Genomic DNA, 18,161 nt, shown 5'->3' on the forward strand with positions numbered 1-18,161 from the left:
CTGCCATCCATCTTTTCGAATTTTCATCTTCCGGTATATACTGTTGATAGGAGGAGGGATGCTGCATGAAGAAGGTCATTCTCAGCGTAAAAAATGTGGACAAGTCAATTGGTCAAAAACAGCTGCTCCATCAAATTTCCCTGGACGTATATGAAGGAGAAATATTCGGACTTCTGGGTCCCAATGGTTCAGGGAAAACGACATTAATCAGATCCATCCTAGGACTCGTTAAGATAGATTCCGGATTAATAACAATCAATCAGCACTCGGTTCACAGAGAATTTGAAAAAGCGATTTCACATGCTGGAGCCATTGTTGAAAATCCAGAATTCTATCCCTTTATGACGGGTTATCAGAACCTATCGCACTTTGCCCATATGCACGGAGGCATCAGTAAAAAAAGGATTGATGATGTTGTCAGTCTTGTTCATATGGGAAATGCAATCCACGACAAAGTGGAAACTTACTCGCTTGGAATGAGACAGCGTCTTGGAATTGCACAGGCCATTTTACATAAACCTAAGCTTCTCATTCTGGATGAGCCGACAAACGGACTGGATCCATCTGGGATCAGAGAGCTTAGAACCTATTTAAGAGAGCTATGTGAAAAAGAAAATGTTTCCGTTATTATTGCATCTCATCTTCTTAAAGAAGTAGAGGAACTTTGTACAAGAGCTGCCATTATTAGAAGAGGGCAGATCGCTGCAGTAAATGAGATTGGCAAGCAGAAGGATGAACTGCTTAAAGTGGGGTTTGAATTATCAGAGGGCAAACGCGCTATGCAAATATTAAAGCCCCAATACTCCGCAGTCATTCACAATAATGGAATCTCTCTTTTAATCAAGAAAGAGGAGATTCCAAAAATCAATCAAATACTCGTGCAGGGAAAGATCGATGTCTATTCCATCCAGCCTTTTTATAAGTCATTGGAAGACTCCTTTATCGAGCTTACGGAGGAAATGTTCCATGATGAAATTAATTAAAATCGAGCATATGAAACTGCTTTTTCAGAAAAGTTCAAGCGTCCTTTTTATTACACTTGCTGTGGTCAGCGTCTTTTTGGCAGTCATATCAAAACGAATGTTTTCCGGTGCAGGAACCAATGAATTTGTACTGGGATATGTATCACTGACTACAGGTTTTTTATTTGTTCTGCCTTTCTTTGCACTTGTGATTGCCGGGGCTATTGTAGCAAATGAATTTACGTGGGGCACAATTAAATTTCTGCTCATCCGTCCTGTAGTCCGCACGAAAATTCTTCTGGCGAAATACATCACTTCTGTTTTGTTCGGATTGTACTTTTTACTTTTCTATTTTGCCCTGTCTGTTTTATTAGGACTAATTTTCTTTGGGACAGCGGGCGAAACGTGGGAGTCAGAGTTAATAAAAAGCATCGGCCTGAATTATCTTACCGTATTCATTGAAATGATCATGATTTCGACATTTGCTTTTATGATATCTGCTGTATTCAGAAACAGCTCTCTTGCTATAGGACTGTCGATGTTCATCACGTTTTCAGGAAAAACCTTCGTCCAGCTCCTTGCACACTACAATTTGGAATGGGGAAAGTACATCCTGTTTGCCAATACAAGCCTTAAGCAGCATCTTGAAGGGAACAGGCCGTTATTTGAGGGGACAACAATGGGATTTTCCATTGCTGTTTTGTGTATTTATTTATGCCTGTTTTTCGCAGCAGCATGGGCAGCTTTTACGAAGCGGGATGTGTCGATTTAAAGGAGATGGAACATTTTGATTAAAACGATGGCAGTCGATCATAGCGGCAGCATCATTCACTCAGTCGATTTAAAGAATTTTTCACTTGATCCATATAAAATGGTCTGGCTTGATATTTATCCTGAAAAAGATGAGGAAGGAAAAGTGCTAAAGGATCTTTTCAAATTTCATCCTTTAGCTATTGAAGACTGTTTTCATTTTCTGCAGAGGCCGAAGCTTGACTATTATGACGGGTATCATTTTTTCGTTCTTCATTCTATTAATAAAGAAACGATGGAGGCCGAGGAAGTGGATGTTTTCCTGTCTGATAAGTATATTGTAACCTTTCATTTACATCAGTCGGAAGAAACAGAGCTTCTTTATGAAAAAATAAAGCAAGTAAATAATGTGAAATCTCTTACACCCAATTTTGTCTTTTATGAATTGTTAGATAAACTGGTTGATTTCTATTTTCCATGTATAACGGAAATGGAAGAGACGCTGAATGCGCTTGAGAGCGGGGAATTCAGAATCAAGCAGATTATGAAGCAGGTGTTTGAAACGCGTTCAGGCTTGCTTAAGTTAAAGCGGACCATCTATCCAATGAGAGATTTGCTTTACCGGCTATTAAATTCAGAAAGACTGAATATCCCAAAGAGTGAAAGAACCTATTTCATGAATGTGTATGACCATCTGATAAAACTGTCCGAGCTGATTTCTGCCAATATGGATTTCACAGCTGAAATAAGGGAAAATTATATCTCGGTTAACTCTTATCGTGCAAATACGGTGATGATGACACTGACTGTCATTACAACTATTTTTATGCCGCTGACATTTATAGCAGGGGTTTATGGCATGAATTTTGACAATATGCCAGAACTCAGATGGGAATACGGCTATTTTTATGTACTTGGAGGAATGGGCTTCCTAAGTTTCATGATGTTTATTTGGTTTAAACGAAAAGGATGGTTTGATAAAGACCAAATATAGAAGAGTACCTGACTGTTCCTGCAGTCAGGCATTTACTTTTTTAAAACCGTTTATACACGGCTGAAATGCTATCTAAGCCCTTCACCGATGAAGTTGAAGGTGAAAATCAGGAATGTCAGGGCAAGTGCCGGAAAAAATGGAATCCAGAAGCCTCTTAATATATCAGATCTTGCCATCCCAAGAAGAGTTGACCAATTCAGGCTTGTATTTTGCAGTTCACCGTATCCATAGTTCGTCTGAACAAAAACCTGTGTGACAAAGATAGATAGAATCCCGAGCTGTCCAAGTAAAAGGGCCACTTTTCCGAGGTCCATAAAAAATTGGACGATCAGCTCCGGCAATAAATTCGGAAGGTAATAGCGAGTGAAAAGACCTAATGGTTTATTGCCGACAGTCACTCCTGCTTCTACAAATTGAGAATGCGAAAGGCTGCTCATTGATTGCTGAATGATAAACGCAACTTTGCCGACATCAGTCAGCGAGAGAAAGAGAATGATCCAGATGACGCGATTAGGGCTGAAGGTAAACATGGGCATCGTAATAAAAAGAATGGCTGCAAAAATTAAGGGAAGACTTGCAGCAAAACCGTTTAAGCCGTATATCAGCAGCCTGAACGGACTTTTTTTACTGGAACCTAAAAAAACAAGCACAATGGCGGCAAGATAACGTATGACTGTAATGCTGAAAATAAGGAGCAGTGTGTCTTTTGCTCCCATGATAATGAGGCTGACGATGTCTCTCCCGTCATCATCCGTTCCAAAAGGATGATGCAGTGAGGGAGGGAAAGGCGCCCGTTCATAGGTCGTGCTGTTTATAAAAACCATTCGCTGTTCTTTGGTCCCTTCCTGCACATTTGGGAAAAGAGGGCCAACCAGAGAAATCATGATAATGACAGCAAGCATAATGGTTCCGACCAACAATGTCTTATTTCTCATACCCCTCCCTCCCTAGGATCTATCATTCTTTTAATAAGTAAGCTCGTGATTTGAACAATAAGCACGAGCAGCATGAAAGAAGTGCCAAATGCAATAATGACGTTTGGCTCGATTGCTGTGTTCAAGCCAACACTTAAGACAGGCATTACATTAAACGCTTCGAATAGACGGTATGCTGCCCCTTTGTAATCAAGCAGATATTCCACAATTAATAAATTGGAAAGAATATAGATCATCATGGAGCCGGCATGATTTAAGATTGGAACTGCACTGTTTTTAAGAACATGCTTAAATGTGATAAAAGCTTGCGGCAATCCCTTTGAATGGGCTACCATAATATATTGCTTGTCTGATTGTTCCTGAAAGGATGCAGCAGTAATGCGGCTTATGTACAGGGCAGGGTATATGGAAACCAGCAGAGCGGGATACAAAAAACTGTACCAGTTATCGTGTCCAAATAGATCGACATAGTCCTTAAAATAGATGATGAGAACCCATTGCAGACAGAGAAACAGAAAGAAATCAGGAATGGCCTGCAGCACCCATGTGAATCCTTTTCCAAAAATCATTCCGAGCGGACTGGGGTGCGATGCATCATATACTCCTTTCAGGATTCCGAAAATTGAGCTCAGGAGGAAAGCAGTCATAATGATTTTTATGCTTCTTGAAAAGTACAGTTTCATTTCTTCTTCTACAGGGCGTTCATATTTTGTCAGTCCAAGGCTTTTATCCTGATAAAGGCCGCTGAAAAAAGATGTTATGTTTTCTTGATAGACAGACCATGAAAACTGAAAGTCATATATGACTGTCTGTGCTCTGCCCTCAGCTCTTATTTCAACATCTCTGGGGAAAAGAACGACTAGAATGAGAGATAGAACAATTAAGAGAAATAGTAAAATGTGCTTGCTGATTTCTACGGCAGATTTCATGTGAAAACCTCGCATTTTTTTAAAAAGATAAGAAAAGTATAAAATTTTGCGCTTCGATGGCGAGCGGAATCGCTCAGGCTCCTCGGCCAGTAAGGATCCGAAAGTATTGGCAAAAAGCGCCTTTTCTGTCGGATCCTTATCTGACATGCCTGCGCTAAACGGGCGCTTGCGTTTTTCTTACATTATTGTAAAAATTTTACCATGACGATTGACTGATGAATAGATAGTAACAGGGAAAAAACTTTATGTGAAAAACTTCACAATATCTCTTGCGTTTTTGAAAATAGGGGAATATAATATGAATTAAGCAACATATGTGAATAACTTCACAATATTATGTGAAAACATTCACAAATGATAATCTCAAGGAGGAACTACCTTTATGAAAATCGCAGTGATTGGATGTACACATGCTGGAACAGCAGCAGTTTCAAATATGACGAAGCTTTATCCGGAAGCAGAAATTACGGTTTATGAAAAAAATGATAATGTTTCATTCTTATCTTGCGGCATCGCGTTATATGTAGGAGGAGTTGTTCAGGACGCACAGGGCTTATTTTACTCTTCACCTCAGGAACTTGAGAATATGGGAGTAACGATGAAAATGAAACATGCCGTGACGTCTATCGATTCAGAAGCGAAAACACTGACAGCTGAAAACCTTGAAACAGGGGAGGTCATTGAAGATACGTACGACAAATTAGTGATGACGACAGGATCTTGGCCGATTGTTCCTCCTTTAGAAGGAATTCAATTGAATAATATCGTCCTTTCAAAAAACTATACTCATGCAAATAATATCATTGAAAAAGCGAAGGATGCCCAGAAAATCACAGTTGTTGGGGCAGGCTATATTGGGATTGAGCTTGTAGAAGCGTTTGAATCTTACGGAAAAGAAGTTACTTTAATAGACAGTTCAGACCGCATTTTAAGCAAATATCTTGATCCAGAATATACAGAAGTCATAGAAAATGAATTTGAAAATCGCGGCATTACTCTTGCTCTGGGTGAGACAGTCAGCAAATTTGAAGGCGAAAATGGCCATGTTTCAAAAGTAGTGACAACAAAAGGAGCATACGAGACAGATTTAGTTGTTCTATGCATTGGATTTAAACCGAATACGGGTTTGCTGCAAGGGCAGGTAGATATGCTGGATAATGGCGCTATCATCGTCAATGAGTATATGCAAACAAGCAATGAAGATATTTTTGCAGCAGGCGACAGCTGCGCGATTCTCTACAATCCTACTGGGAAGCATGCGTATATTCCACTGGCTACAAATGCCGTCCGCATGGGAACTTTAGCTGCAAAAAACTTAGTGAAGAAAACAATCAAATATATGGGTACTCAAGGTACATCAGGCATTAAGATTTATGAAAACAATATCGCTTCAACTGGAATGACAGAAACAGCCGCTTCTTTTATGGATATGAATGTGAAAAGTATCACAATCTTAGAAAATGATCGTCCTGAGTTCATGCCATCTTATGAATCTGTCACTTTGAAGGTCGTTTATGAAGAAGGAACAAGAAGAATTGTTGGTGCACAAGTGATGTCAAAAGCTGATCTGACTCAATCAATCAATACTTTATCTGTCTGTATCCAAAATGGCATGACGATTGATGAGCTTGGCTTTGTCGACTTTTTCTTCCAGCCGCATTACAACAAGCCTTGGAACTTCTTGAACCAGGCAGGTTTGCAGGCGATACAGTAAGATATGAAAACAGCGGAATGTGTGTATTCCGCTGTTTTTTGTGAGAATTTGTAAAAAAGATAGTATTTCATTCAAAGAAGAAAGTATTTTCCTGTTTTCCGCCAGTATTACCGACATTCCGGACAGTAAATGGACCGGTTTGGAAAGTAATACAAGGTTCTGCCCAAAATGATTCAATGAACCGGCAGAACGTTCACAGCTTAAATGGTCTACTGATATATAGCCGAACCCTTTTCAACAAATTCTCTCGACTTTTGCTTCAGTCCTTCTTCCATTTCCTGTTCTTTTACGGTATTTCTTAAATCGTGGGATATTCTCATCGAACAGAATTTAGGTCCGCACATCGAGCAGAAATGAGCGGTTTTGGCTCCCTCAGCCGGCAGCGTTTCATCGTGATATTCTTTTGCCCGGTCAGGGTCAAGGGACAAATTAAATTGATCTTCCCACCGGAATTCAAATCTGGCTTTAGACAGGGCATCGTCTCTATATTGTGCATTTGGATGTCCTTTGGCGAGATCCGCGGCGTGCGCAGCGATCTTATAAGCAATGACTCCCTCGCGGACATCATCTTTATTAGGCAATCCCAAGTGCTCTTTCGGCGTCACATAGCAAAGCATCGCCGTTCCGAACCAGCCGATCATGGCTGCACCTATAGCTGAAGTGATATGATCATACCCCGGTGCGATATCAGTTGTTAATGGTCCAAGTGTATAAAAAGGCGCTTCCTGACAAATCTCCTGCTGCTTTTCTACATTTTCCCGAATCATGTGCATCGGAACATGTCCAGGACCTTCGATCATCACTTGAACATCGTGCTTCCATGCGATTTTAGTGAGCTCACCAAGTGTTTCAAGTTCTGCAAATTGGGCTTCGTCATTTGCATCTGCAATCGATCCAGGACGAAGGCCATCGCCTAAGGAAATGGAAATATCATATTGCTTTAAGATCTCGCAAATCTCCTCAAAGTGAGTATAGAGAAAGTTTTCTTCGTGGTGGGCTAAGCACCATCCTGCAAGAATGGATCCTCCTCTTGATACAATCCCGGTTGTTCTTTTAATTGTAAGAGGGATGTACCGCAGCAAAACACCAGCATGAATAGTAAAATAATCGACCCCTTGTTCTGCCTGTTCGATTAAGGTATCTCTATATACTTCCCAGGTCAAATTCTCTGCAATGCCATTCACTTTTTCAAGCGCCTGATAGATGGGAACTGTGCCAACAGGTACTGGAGAATTTCTGATGATCCATTCTCTGGTTGTGTGAATATCTTTGCCAGTCGATAAATCCATGATGTTGTCAGCGCCCCATTTAATCGCCCATGTCATTTTTTCCACTTCTTCTTCAATGGATGAAGAGACGGCTGAGTTGCCTATATTGGCATTGATTTTGACATGAAAATGCTTGCCGATAATCATCGGCTCACTTTCTCTATGATTGATGTTTGCAGGAATGATGGCTCTGCCGCCCGCAACTTCACTTCTAATGAACTCAGGGTCCATGTTTTCACGAATGGCTATAAACTCCATCTCGGGTGTAATGATTCCTTTTCTGGCGTAATGAAGCTGAGTGACATTGGAATTCTTTTTTGCACGCAGTACTTTTCTATCACCAGTAAAGACGTTTTCAAGTGGAGTAACATTCCCTTTTCGGCCGTTATCTTCAGGTTTTACGCTGCGCCCTGAATATTCTTCAACATCTCCCCGATCAAAAATCCAGCTTCTTCTTACTTCAGCCAATCCTTTTTTAATATTAATGACAGCTGCTGAATCTGTGTAGGGACCACTCGTATCATAAACAAGCACAGGCTCATGATCTTCCGCGAGTTCAATTTCCCGAAAAGGTACACAAATGTCCTCTCTTGATCCTTTTTTGTACCTCTTTTTGCTGCCCTCAAACGGTTTAGTAAATGCGAAATCCAATCTTAACTCCTCCTCATATCGTTTAGTAGAGTTTTGATCTGCACCCGCGAAAGAATAGAAAAAGGGTTCTGTTAATGAACAGAACCCTTGGAACAGTATGTGTAAAAAGCCAAATAGAACGGCCTACGCCACACCGCTTCCCTACGCTGGTATCATCCAGATCAGGTTCAAAGGGTCAAAGACTCGCGTTCTTTTCTCAGTCCAGCATCATGGACTCCCCCAGCAGAATGAATAAAATATTCATTTGTTAGCAATATAGCAGGAAAAGCAACAAGCTGCAAGTGATTATTTTCACAATTAAAAATGTTGAAAATAATCCAGGTACAAGGTTGTGGTTCCTTGTGCCTGATTACAGACTGAGATAAGAAAGTATAAAAATTTGCGCTTCAATTGCGAGCGGAATCGCTCAGGCTCCTCGGACCCTTATCTGACATGCCAGCGCCAAACGGGCGCTTGCGCTTTTCTTATAAAATATTCGGATGCATACTTTTACCAACATACTAAGAAACTAATAAAGATTCTAGTGGAGGGGTGGGTCTATGTTTTCTTTATTCAAGAAAAAAAAACAATCAAAGCAAAAAGCACAGCAGCCAAAGAATACGGCACCTCCCAAAGATACAAACATACCTGTTTCATCCCATTTTAATGTAAATATCGCAAAAATCCTGACTCACCTGGATCATACGGATGATTTAGGCCAAAGAAAAATTATGTTTAAAGGCAAGCAAGGGCTATTGCTGTATTTTGTGCCTCTTATGAAGTCTGACAAGATCAATCAGGATATTATAGCCCCATTACAGCATGCAGAGTCTGAAGTGGTAGAGGATGTTGTTGCGATTGCCTCGATTTCAAAAACGAAGGATATTCACGAAGCCATTCATTTTCTTTGTAAGGGTAAATGTTTATTGCTTTTAGAAGACCTGGATTGCATTTATGCATTTGATTCTGCTATCCATGAGGCAAGATCGGTTGAACAGACACAGAATGAAAAGGTTGTCCGCGGATCTCATGAAGGTTTTACGGAGAATATGGATATCAATCTCAACTTAATCAGACAAAGAATATTGGATGGAAGTCTAGTTGTGAAATACTTAGAAATTGGAAACATATCAAGAACAAGGGTAGCTGTACTTTATATAAACCATCTTACAAACAAAGAATTGATTGAGAAAGTTCTCACCAGATTAAAGTCTATAAAAATTGATGCTGTTGATACACCGGGAATTATCGAAGAATCGATTGAGGATTCACCATATTCTCTGTTTCCGCAAATTTTAAGTACAGAGCGTCCGGATAAGGTTGTTTCTAATCTTTTTGAAGGAAGAGTAGTCATATTGCCGACAGGAAGTTCTTCTGCACTGATTGCACCTGTTAATTTTTTTTCATTCTTTCAAACACCTGAAGATTATAACAGCCGCTGGATTTTCGGGTCCTTTTATCGCCTTATTAGAATATTAGGCTTCTTTATTTCCATAAGTTTGCCAGCTTTGTATATCGCAACCATTTCTTATCATTATGAGCTCATTCCAAATGACTTAATTCTGACTGTAAAAAGTTCGCTTGAAAATGTTCCCCTTCCGCCGATAGCTGAAGCACTCCTGATGGTCATCATTTTGGAATTGCTGCGAGAAGCGGCATTGCGTCTGCCAACATCGATTTCGCAAACCATTGGGGTAGTTGGCGGTTTAGTCATCGGGACAGCCATTGTAGAAGCAAATTTAGTTTCTAATATGATGATTATTGTCATTGCATTAACGGCCATTGCTTCCTTTGTAGTCCCTTCAAATGAGATGAGTACAGCACTGCGGCTGGTGAGCTTTCCAATGATGTTCGGTGCAGCGATATTTGGCTATCTGGGAATTGTTTTTATTTTCGTCATCATTCTCATGCACCTCAGCCTCCTTGAATCCTTTGGAACACCTTACTTTTATCCCCTTGCTCCGATGCAATTTGACAATCTTAAAGATTCTGTGCTGAGAATGCATCATTGGTATATGAATGATCGTCCGAAAGATACATCTCCTCAAAAGGTCAGAAGACAAAATTCGCTAAGGAATTGGTCGAAGCATGAAAACGAATCATAATATCACACACAAACAGATGTTTTTCCTTGTCCTTCAAACTCAGATCGGCATTGGGGTCTTGTCGCTGCCTTATAATATCTATCTTGTATCTGGTACTGATGGGTGGATATCCGCAATTATTGCAGGTGTATTTGCCCAGCTGTTCACCATTTTATTTTGGCTTCTTGTTAAAAAATATCCGGATAAGTCCTTATTTGATATCAATAAACTGCTGCTTGGAAAAATTTTAGGGAATTTGGTTAATTTGGGCTACGTCCTGTTTTATATTTTCGTTTCAAGCTTAATCGCTGTATTGTATGTAAATGTATTAAAGAGATGGATTTATCACGAAACTCCGGCATGGGTCTTAATCCTGCTCCTTGCTTCAGTTTCAGTCTATTTTGCAAAAGAGAATATCCGTAAAATGGCACGGTTTTTCGTGATCGTCTCATTTTTGCTGATTTTCCTTTTTTTACTCACTCTTAACGCTTATCAAATAGCTGATATTCGCTACATTTTTCCTATCGGAGACAGCGGAACGGTAAAAATATTACTGGGAAGCAAAGAAGCAATTATGTCCTTTCTTGGTTTTGAAATCATGCTGTTTCTTTATCCATATATAAACAGCCAGCCGAATCAGGTATTGAAATCAGTTACGGTGAGCAATATCATTGTGACCATTTTTTATTCCTACATTACATTTACCAGTTATGTGTTTTTTAGTCCAAAAGAGATGAAGATTGTACCTGAACCAACCCTTTATCTGCTTAAGGCCATTACATATTCCATTATTGAAAGGGTCGATCTTGTTTTCCTCGCCATTTGGGTCGTTTCTGTTATTACGTCAGGTCTGATGTACATATATATTGCAAGCACAGGGATGCAGAATGTGTTTAATAAGAAAAACCATCGTTCTTTTGTTCCGTTAATCGTTTTAGCTGTATCCTTACTTGCTTTATCACCGGCTGAAAGTGATCAGCTGGCAGGAAAACTCAGTGATTATGTTGACAAACTCTCCTATATATTTGTGTTTACAATCCCTGTTTGTTTGCTGATATTATCCTTTTTCAGAAAGGGGAAGAAAAAACATGATCAGACTTTTTAAGCGGATGATCCCGGTACTGTTGATGTTGCCGGTGATTACGGGGTGCTGGGATCAAAAAATGCTGAAAAACACGGTATTCATGTCCGCTACTGCCTTTCAAATCGCGAATGATGATGAAATTTTGACGACTACGTCTATTCACTCCTATACGTCTAAAGAACAGCAGCCCATCAATAAAACATTTTTTGTAACAGCAACCTCGCCTAGAAATGCAAAAATAAAGCTCAATCAGCAAATGTCCGGAACGGTGATGACCGCTAAAAATAAAATTTTTTTAATAGAGGATGATCTCGCTGAAAAGGGGTTGTTTCAAATAGCGGATGTCCTATATCGCACGCCTGAAAACCCTTTAAACGGGAAATTTGTCATAGTTGAGGAAAATCCTCAAGGAATTCTTAATCTGCAAAAGGTTGGCGAGGAATTGATTGGACAATATTTAGCAGGGCTTATTGATACCTCCGAAACGTCTTCTGTCATACCTGTTGAAACCATTCAATCTATGTGCACGGTTTTATTCGATGAAGGAAAAGGTCTGGTTCTTCCATATATGAAGCTTGATAAAGAAAATCATACAGCCGATTTAATCGGAACGGCCCTTTTTCACAAAGATAAATTTTCTGGTACCACCATGGATTTGGCACAATCAAAAACACTATTAATCATGGCAAATCGAAAAGATAAACAGATGGATATGAGCCATAAGATCACATATAAGGGGGAAAAGCTTGTTGTTTCCTATGATGTAGCAGAGTCCAAAGCAAAACTGAAAATTAAAAAGGATTTGAATCATAAAGTGAAGGCTGTCCTTCCTGTAAATGTGAAAATAGAAATCAGTGAATTCCCGCACGATCATTTATATGACACAAAGCTTTTAAAGAAAGTCCAAACTGAAATTACTAAATATCTTCAGCAGCAATCAGAGGATGCAGCTGCAAAGCTTTTGGAGGCAAATTGCGATTTTCTCGGGATTGGGAGAGAACTCATCGCCTATCATCCTTCTCTTTGGAAGAAGTTAAAATGGGAGGAGGACTACCCGAATATTCTCATTAAGCCCGAGATCAGTGTGGAAATTATTCATCATGGCATTACACATTAGCAATGTATTTTAGCCAGTATCCGTTTTAGGATGCTGGCTTTATTAAATATAGCTTTTTTATAAAAGTTCAGTAATGCCAGAAAATTTGATATATTATGGGTATGAATGTACTTGGAGGAGGGTGGACCGCAATGAAGAATCTGGAACAGGCTCATGAAGAGAAAGTCCTTTCTCAGGAAAAACTGGATGGATTAATGGAAGTTTATCTAAATCAGCTTGAAAACTCTCCAACCGCATTTTTAATTCACGAAAACCGAAAGTGGACATATATAAATCCTTCTGCAAGGAGGCTGCTTGGGTACACCTGCAAGGAGGATCTGATAGGAAAACCGATCTGGAATTCCATTGATCCGCAATATAAAGAGATGATCGAACAGCGGATTACTGATACAAAAAATGGTTTCACGCCAACCTCAATGGAACAGATCTGGTATACCAAAAAAGGTTTGCCCATAAACGTTGAAGTCACGACACTCCCAAACGTATGGGGGGACATGCAGTCCACCCAGGTGATAATCAGAGACGTCACTAATAAAAAAAAGCTTGAAAAAGAGCACGAGGAAACGATAAAAAAGTTCCGGCTGATTACGGAGAACATGCGTGATATCGTTGGGCTTCTTGATGAAAACGGACTGTTTACCTATGTATCTCCTTCTTACAAAGAAGTGCTTGGGTACGACATGTCAGAAGCAGTAGGGTATAGCCCTTTTCAATTTGTTCATCCTGAAGACAGAGAACAGATTGCAGACCAATTTTATAAAATGCTGAAAGAAAATAGACAGCTGACGGTTGAGTATCGTTATTTATGCAAGGACAATACTTATATATGGCTTGAATCACACGGAGTTCCTGTCACTGAAAATGAAACGTTAAAACATGCAATCGTCATTTCCAGAAACATTACCCAGCGGAAGCAAACAGAAGAAAAGCTGAGAAAAAGCGAAAGCAAATACCGGATCATTTTAGAGCACAGCAACGACTTAATTTGTGTAGTCGATCTAAAAGGAAATTATAAATATGCATCACCGTCTTACAAGAAAATTCTGGGATATGAGCCTGAGAGTATGATAGGGCAAAACGTTTTCAACTATATTCTTGCAGAAGATCAAGATAAAGCAGAAGAAATTATGAGCACTCTTTTTACCACAAAAGAACCTGTCACCATTCCTTATCACAAAATCAGTCATTCAGGACAGGCCGTTTTGTTTGAGGGAAAAGGGATGGCCGTTTTGAATCAGCACGGAGAGCCTGAGAGCATTGTGTTTATATCGAGGGACATAACTGAAAAAAGAAAAGTCGAGGATTATATCCGCAACTATGAAAAGCTTACGGTATTAGGTGAGCTTGCAGCAGGTGTTGCCCATGAAATAAGGAATCCGCTTACATCCATAAAGGGGTTTTTCAAGCTGCTGACAGAAGAAGACAGTAACGGGAAAGATAAAAAATATCAGAATGTCATTATGGATGAATTAAGCAGAATTGAACAGATTGTCAATGAATTCATGGCACTGGCAAGGCCGCAGGCGATTCATCTGAAAGAAAGCACAAATATCGTTCAGCTTCTTAAAGATACAATGATTCTGCTGAATCCGGAGGCTTCCCTCAGAAATGTGGACATCGATCTTCAGTTTGACTCAGATGCCGCACAGATAGAATGCGAAAAAAATCAAATTAAACAAGTTTTCATCAATGTCATGAAAAATGCAATAGAAGCTATGCCGGATGGCGGCCGCCTCAAAATCAGAGGAGAGAGCATAGAAGGGTTCTATTATCGGCTGACGTTTGAGGATAATGGGACAGGTATTGATGAAAAACGGCTTGAAAAGCTCGGAACACCTTTCTTTACTACAAAAGAAAAAGGAATCGGCCTCGGTCTTACGATCAGCAACAAAATCATTACCGAGCATAACGGGGAATTCAAATTGGAAAGTGAAATGGGCAAAGGTACAAAGGTGATCATAAGACTGAAAAAATAGCGGGGGATGGGGTTATGAAGCAGTTTACGAAGGAGCAATTTCTTAAAGCACGGGAATTTATGCTTAAAAAAGCACGAAAAGTGGACCGTGCTTTATATCTATTTGAATTTGAGAACGGCTCTAAAGAAGATGTGCTATTGGAGCTTAAAGCTTACCAGAATCAAGATGGCGGATTCGGTAATGGACTTGAGCCGGATTTCAGATGCTCAGCTTCTTCCGCACTCGCCTCGACGATTGCCATGCAGTATCTATCCAGAGTAAATGCGAATGAGGAAGACGATATCCTTAACAAAGTTATTGCTTATTTCATCCAGACGTTTCAAACCGAACTTCCTGGATGGGAGAAAGTTCCCCCAGAGGTAGAAGCAGCGCCGAGGGCACCTTGGTGGAATTATCAAAAGTCCGGAGAAGATTGGGGAAATCCAAATGCTGAAATACTTGGTTATTTATTCGAATATAAAAGTTTCATACCAGAGAGTATGCTATCTGAAATGACAGATTATGCAATCAGCCATCTTCGGGCCCTTAAGGAATATGAATTTCATGAATTGCTTTGCTATCTAAGACTTACTGAAAGAGCGCCGGAGGTAATCAGCCGTGAAATGACCGTTCATATTGATGAATTTGTTAACAAATGTATCATCAGGAATCCAGAAGAGTGGATGGGATACGGACTCCAGCCTGCGGGTGTGATTCAATCTCCAAGCTCCAGGTATTATCCATTATTTTCTGAGAGCGTGGAACTGAATCTTGATTTCATCATTGGACAGCAAACTGATGACGGCAGCTTTGCACCAGCCTGGTCATGGGGGCAGTATGAAGATACATGGCTTATTGCCAGAGAAGAGTGGAAGGGCTCTCTTACGCTTGAAAAACTGAAACTTTTGCGGGAGTTTAACAGGATAGAAGGGCTATAAAAAGAGACCGGGACGTAACGATAATCTCCTGAATGAAAGCCGAACATTGAATAGTGCGAAAACCATTAATAGAAAGAGCTATTTTCGCATAAATTGTTGTTTTTCATGATATATCATTTCCGTTCCTTTCCGCTCCAGGAACTTGCTTTCCGCGGGGAGCATGGGAGCCTCCTCGGCTTTGCCTGTGGGGTCTCCCATTTTGCTCTATTTCCCGCAGGAGTCAAGTTTCTTCCGCTGCAATCCACTAAAGGTTTCTAACATTTAGTACTGTAGCAACAATATTTATGAAAAGAGCCAAAGAAAAAAATCCGAACTAAAACGAAATTCAAGTTGGAATTTCACATAATAGTTCGGATTTTTCTTTGGCTGAAAACCATTTGTCCCAGCCTCTTTTATTTCTAAAATAGAGCTGCAAATTCTTCGTATCCTTCTGTTTTTAAATCCTCTGCAGGCACAAAGCGCATCGCAGCTGAATTCATGCAGTATCTGAGTCCGGTCGGTTCAGGTCCGTCATCGAATACGTGACCTAAGTGGGAATCTGCGTGTTTGCTTCTTACTTCGGTGCGGACTGTAAAGAAGCTGCGGTCTTCTTTTTTAACGATATTTTCTTTCACAAGCGGTTTCGTAAAACTCGGCCAGCCTGTGCCTGAATCATATTTATCAAGAGAACTGAAAAGCGGTTCTCCTGAAACAATGTCTACATAGATGCCATCATCTTTTAAGTCCCAGTATTCATTGTCATAAGCTTTTTCGGTGCCGTCCTCCTGAGTGACCTCATACTGTATGTCGGTCAGTTCTTTTTTCAACTCTTCTTTTGAACGTTTGGGATAGGCTTTATCAGATGCCTGTTCTTTTTTCAGTTCATCGCCCCACGTTTTTTCTAAAAACTGATCCCGTCCGGAATTGTTCCGGTAATATTCATATCGGACTGGGTTCTTTTTGTAATAATCCTGATGATAGTCCTCTGCCATGTAGAATGTTAAGGCAGGCAGAATTGGTGTGACAATCTTTTGATCGAAGCGTCCGGATTGATCCATTTTTTCTTTAGAGGCCTGTGCCGCCAGTTTCTGATCTTCATTATGAAAAAAGATTGCTGTGGAATATTGCTTGCCGCGATCGACAAATTGCCCCTCAGAATCGGTTGGGTCCACTTGCTTCCAATAAACATCCAGCAGTTCTTCATAGGACACCACAGCAGGATCATATACGACCTGAACAGACTCAACATGCCCTGTTTTTCCTGAAGAAACGTCATTGTACGAAGGGTTTTCCTCGGTGCCGCCCGTATATCCTGAGATAACCTCCAAAACACCGTCAAGCTTTTCAAAAGGGGGCTCCATGCACCAAAAACAGCCGCCTGCAAATGTCGCTGCTTCAAGATTTTCATCTTCATAATTGGCTTGAACAGCAGTGCTGCCTGATGATCTTGTAAATAAAGCTTCTCCGCCTTTGACCATGACAAAGACAAGACTAGGAATCAGCACGATTGACATGATTATTTTCACATTCCGTTTTTTCATATCATCCCATCCTTTACCTTTATGCAAAGGTAACGATATCTTCTTGCTGAAAAGATCACTTCTCATCAATAAATTTTATTAATAAAATCGTATATGATTTTTGGGAAGATGAATAGTTTTAATGTTCCTGCTGTTACAAGATGAAAACAGCGCATAAACGATTGCGTTTATGCGCCGATTCCTAAATATTGCGTAAATATCGTATGCTTGTATATGTTTCATTCGCTGCATTTATCATTTTAGTATCTATCCTCAAGCATGGTTTTTAACTCTGCGGGAATAAAAGCTGATAACGAAAGCAATCATGGCAAGAGCAGCACTTGCCGTAACGAGCATGCCGTCAGGACTGTGATGGCTGCCTGTCAGTATCCACAATTTATAGGGAATCACCGAAATGGCAATCAGAATTAGAAATCCTAAATATAGTTTAAGAATGTTTTCGTTCTTGTCTTTACTTGAACCCTTCAATTTTGCAAGCGAGTCTAAAACAAAAATTAAGAGCAGCAATGCTGCAGTCAGTACGAAGAAATCTCCCATTCTATCACCTCATTAATAGTTAAACAAACGTTTGATTAAGCTGTGTATTTCCTTGCTGCATCAAGGTTTTCTTCAGTGCTCTCACTGATGGCGCAAGAATATCCGGTGATGCTGAGCTCAGTTCTTTCTTTGAACCATACCCATATAAAACCCCAATTGAAGCAATGTTATTTTCCTTCGCTCCAATAATATCGTGCTCACGGTCACCTATCATAATGATTTCTAATTTGGATATATCAGGATAATGCTTTACAACCTCTGCGATGATGTCTGTCTTGGAAGTAAGTGTGCCATCTAGATTGCTTCCGGCTATTTGCTCAAAATAGGCATCCATTTTAAAATGCTTAAGAATTTTTTCTGCAAAGATAGTTGGTTTTGAAGTAGCAACAGCAAGCTTTATATTTTCACCATGCAAGTCTTCAAGGAGACTGATGATTCCGGGATAAATTTCATTTTCATACATCCCTTTTTCAGAAAAATACTCCCGGTAAAAGCGGATGGCCTGCTCTGTGTCAGCTTGATCAAAATCTAAATGCTTTTGAAACGACACTTGAAGCGGCGGTCCAATAAAGTCTTTTAATACAGCGGCTGATGGCATTTTTACATTCATTGCATTTAATGCGTACTTAATAGAATGAATAATTCCTGTCCCGGGATCTGTGAGAGTTCCGTCCAAATCGAACATAGCGAGCTTAAAAGAATTCATTTTATTTCCTCCGCCGTTTTTCTATATTTTATCAAAAA

At 40.0% G+C, this 18,161-nt stretch carries 15 protein-coding genes and 1 riboswitch; of the genes, 9 read left to right on the plus strand and 6 right to left on the minus strand.

The features are described from left to right. The first annotated feature begins 65 nt into the window (after nt 1-65). The 3 genes from GJU41_RS10905 to corA are packed head-to-tail and all read left to right on the plus strand — an operon-like array spanning nt 66 to nt 2,706. Nucleotides 66-983 (plus strand): ABC transporter ATP-binding protein, encoded by a 918-nt coding sequence (locus tag GJU41_RS10905; protein ID WP_070877029.1) that lies wholly within the window; start codon nt 66-68, stop codon nt 981-983. After that, nucleotides 967-1,734: an ABC transporter permease gene (locus tag GJU41_RS10910; RefSeq protein WP_070877028.1), complete on the plus strand. Its 768-nt coding sequence runs from the start codon at nt 967-969 to the stop codon at nt 1,732-1,734. The genes GJU41_RS10905 and GJU41_RS10910 overlap by 17 nt, the downstream gene beginning before the upstream one ends. A gap of 15 nt (nt 1,735-1,749) precedes the next feature. Continuing rightward, nucleotides 1,750-2,706, plus strand: a complete 957-nt coding sequence (corA, locus tag GJU41_RS10915) for a magnesium/cobalt transporter CorA (RefSeq protein ID WP_070877027.1) — start codon at nt 1,750-1,752, stop codon at nt 2,704-2,706. A 68-nt stretch (nt 2,707-2,774) separates the two neighbouring features. Here corA and GJU41_RS10920 read toward each other — a convergent pair whose 3' ends face one another. Beyond that, nucleotides 2,775-3,641 (minus strand): ABC transporter permease, encoded by an 867-nt coding sequence (locus GJU41_RS10920; protein ID WP_154318583.1) that lies wholly within the window; start codon nt 3,639-3,641, stop codon nt 2,775-2,777. After that, complete coding sequence (locus tag GJU41_RS10925) at nt 3,638-4,570, minus strand: ABC transporter permease subunit (protein ID WP_070877062.1); 933 nt, start codon at nt 4,568-4,570, stop codon at nt 3,638-3,640. Before GJU41_RS10925 ends, GJU41_RS10920 begins: the two co-directional genes overlap by 4 nt. Before the next feature lie 382 nt (nt 4,571-4,952). Here GJU41_RS10925 and GJU41_RS10930 point away from each other — a divergent pair, with 382 nt between their 5' ends. Continuing rightward, nucleotides 4,953-6,284, plus strand: coding sequence for an FAD-dependent oxidoreductase (locus tag GJU41_RS10930; RefSeq protein WP_070877025.1), 1,332 nt, complete (start codon nt 4,953-4,955; stop codon nt 6,282-6,284). Nucleotides 6,285-6,493: 209 nt separating this feature from the next. Here GJU41_RS10930 and thiC read toward each other — a convergent pair whose 3' ends face one another. Further along, nucleotides 6,494-8,203, minus strand: a complete 1,710-nt coding sequence (gene thiC, locus GJU41_RS10935; protein WP_070877024.1) for a phosphomethylpyrimidine synthase ThiC — start codon at nt 8,201-8,203, stop codon at nt 6,494-6,496. Nucleotides 8,204-8,324: 121 nt separating this feature from the next. Next, nucleotides 8,325-8,434, minus strand: a riboswitch (TPP riboswitch). Nucleotides 8,435-8,742: 308 nt separating this feature from the next. On the opposite strand from thiC, the gene GJU41_RS10940 reads away from it, so the two are divergent. From GJU41_RS10940 to GJU41_RS10960, 5 genes are all read left to right on the plus strand, one after another. Further along, on the plus strand, nt 8,743-10,287 hold the full coding sequence (locus GJU41_RS10940; protein WP_083328232.1) for a spore germination protein: 1,545 nt from the start codon (nt 8,743-8,745) through the stop codon (nt 10,285-10,287). Then, nucleotides 10,271-11,371: a GerAB/ArcD/ProY family transporter gene (locus GJU41_RS10945; protein WP_070877023.1), complete on the plus strand. Its 1,101-nt coding sequence runs from the start codon at nt 10,271-10,273 to the stop codon at nt 11,369-11,371. The genes GJU41_RS10940 and GJU41_RS10945 overlap by 17 nt, the downstream gene beginning before the upstream one ends. Continuing rightward, the gene (locus GJU41_RS10950) at nt 11,355-12,467 is read left to right on the plus strand and encodes a Ger(x)C family spore germination protein (protein ID WP_070877022.1); all 1,113 of its coding nucleotides are present in this window, start codon (nt 11,355-11,357) and stop codon (nt 12,465-12,467) included. The genes GJU41_RS10945 and GJU41_RS10950 overlap by 17 nt, the downstream gene beginning before the upstream one ends. A 131-nt stretch (nt 12,468-12,598) precedes the next feature. Continuing rightward, nucleotides 12,599-14,443 carry a PAS domain S-box protein gene (locus tag GJU41_RS10955; RefSeq protein ID WP_170292773.1) on the plus strand — a complete coding sequence of 615 codons (1,845 nt, stop codon included), beginning with the start codon at nt 12,599-12,601 and terminating at the stop codon, nt 14,441-14,443. Between the two features lie 14 nt (nt 14,444-14,457). Next, nucleotides 14,458-15,360 (plus strand): hypothetical protein, encoded by a 903-nt coding sequence (locus GJU41_RS10960; protein ID WP_154318586.1) that lies wholly within the window; start codon nt 14,458-14,460, stop codon nt 15,358-15,360. Between the two features lie 398 nt (nt 15,361-15,758). On the opposite strand, the gene msrB is transcribed toward GJU41_RS10960, so the two are convergent. The 3 genes from msrB to GJU41_RS10975 form a co-directional block, all read right to left on the minus strand. Beyond that, nucleotides 15,759-16,880: a peptide-methionine (R)-S-oxide reductase MsrB gene (msrB, locus tag GJU41_RS10965; protein WP_154318587.1), complete on the minus strand. Its 1,122-nt coding sequence runs from the start codon at nt 16,878-16,880 to the stop codon at nt 15,759-15,761. A gap of 252 nt (nt 16,881-17,132) precedes the next feature. Beyond that, a complete protein-coding gene (locus GJU41_RS10970; protein ID WP_154318588.1) occupies nt 17,133-17,417 on the minus strand; it encodes a hypothetical protein in 285 nt (94 codons plus the stop codon). A gap of 19 nt (nt 17,418-17,436) precedes the next feature. Beyond that, nucleotides 17,437-18,123: an HAD family hydrolase gene (locus GJU41_RS10975; RefSeq protein WP_154318589.1), complete on the minus strand. Its 687-nt coding sequence runs from the start codon at nt 18,121-18,123 to the stop codon at nt 17,437-17,439. Between the last annotated feature and the right edge of the window lie 38 nt (nt 18,124-18,161).

It is taken from the genome of Metabacillus idriensis, assembly GCF_009674765.1.
Classification (GTDB): Bacteria; Bacillota; Bacilli; order Bacillales; family Bacillaceae; genus Bacillus_P; species Bacillus_P idriensis.

Excerpts from the sequence above, each read along its gene's own strand:
- GJU41_RS10905 (WP_070877029.1), top strand. The coding sequence starts at position 66 with ATGAAGAAGGTCATTCTCAGCGTAAAAAATGTGGACAAGTCAATTGGT.
- GJU41_RS10910 (WP_070877028.1), top strand. The coding sequence starts at position 967 with ATGATGAAATTAATTAAAATCGAGCATATGAAACTGCTTTTTCAGAAA.
- GJU41_RS10920 (WP_154318583.1), bottom strand. The coding sequence starts at position 3,641 with ATGAGAAATAAGACATTGTTGGTCGGAACCATTATGCTTGCTGTCATT.
- GJU41_RS10925 (WP_070877062.1), bottom strand. The coding sequence starts at position 4,570 with ATGAAATCTGCCGTAGAAATCAGCAAGCACATTTTACTATTTCTCTTA.
- GJU41_RS10930 (WP_070877025.1), top strand. The coding sequence starts at position 4,953 with ATGAAAATCGCAGTGATTGGATGTACACATGCTGGAACAGCAGCAGTT.
- GJU41_RS10940 (WP_083328232.1), top strand. The coding sequence starts at position 8,743 with ATGTTTTCTTTATTCAAGAAAAAAAAACAATCAAAGCAAAAAGCACAG.
- GJU41_RS10945 (WP_070877023.1), top strand. The coding sequence starts at position 10,271 with ATGAAAACGAATCATAATATCACACACAAACAGATGTTTTTCCTTGTC.
- GJU41_RS10950 (WP_070877022.1), top strand. The coding sequence starts at position 11,355 with ATGATCAGACTTTTTAAGCGGATGATCCCGGTACTGTTGATGTTGCCG.
- GJU41_RS10955 (WP_170292773.1), top strand. The coding sequence starts at position 12,599 with ATGAAGAATCTGGAACAGGCTCATGAAGAGAAAGTCCTTTCTCAGGAA.
- GJU41_RS10960 (WP_154318586.1), top strand. The coding sequence starts at position 14,458 with ATGAAGCAGTTTACGAAGGAGCAATTTCTTAAAGCACGGGAATTTATG.
- msrB (WP_154318587.1), bottom strand. The coding sequence starts at position 16,880 with ATGAAAAAACGGAATGTGAAAATAATCATGTCAATCGTGCTGATTCCT.
- GJU41_RS10970 (WP_154318588.1), bottom strand. The coding sequence starts at position 17,417 with ATGGGAGATTTCTTCGTACTGACTGCAGCATTGCTGCTCTTAATTTTT.
- GJU41_RS10975 (WP_154318589.1), bottom strand. The coding sequence starts at position 18,123 with ATGAATTCTTTTAAGCTCGCTATGTTCGATTTGGACGGAACTCTCACA.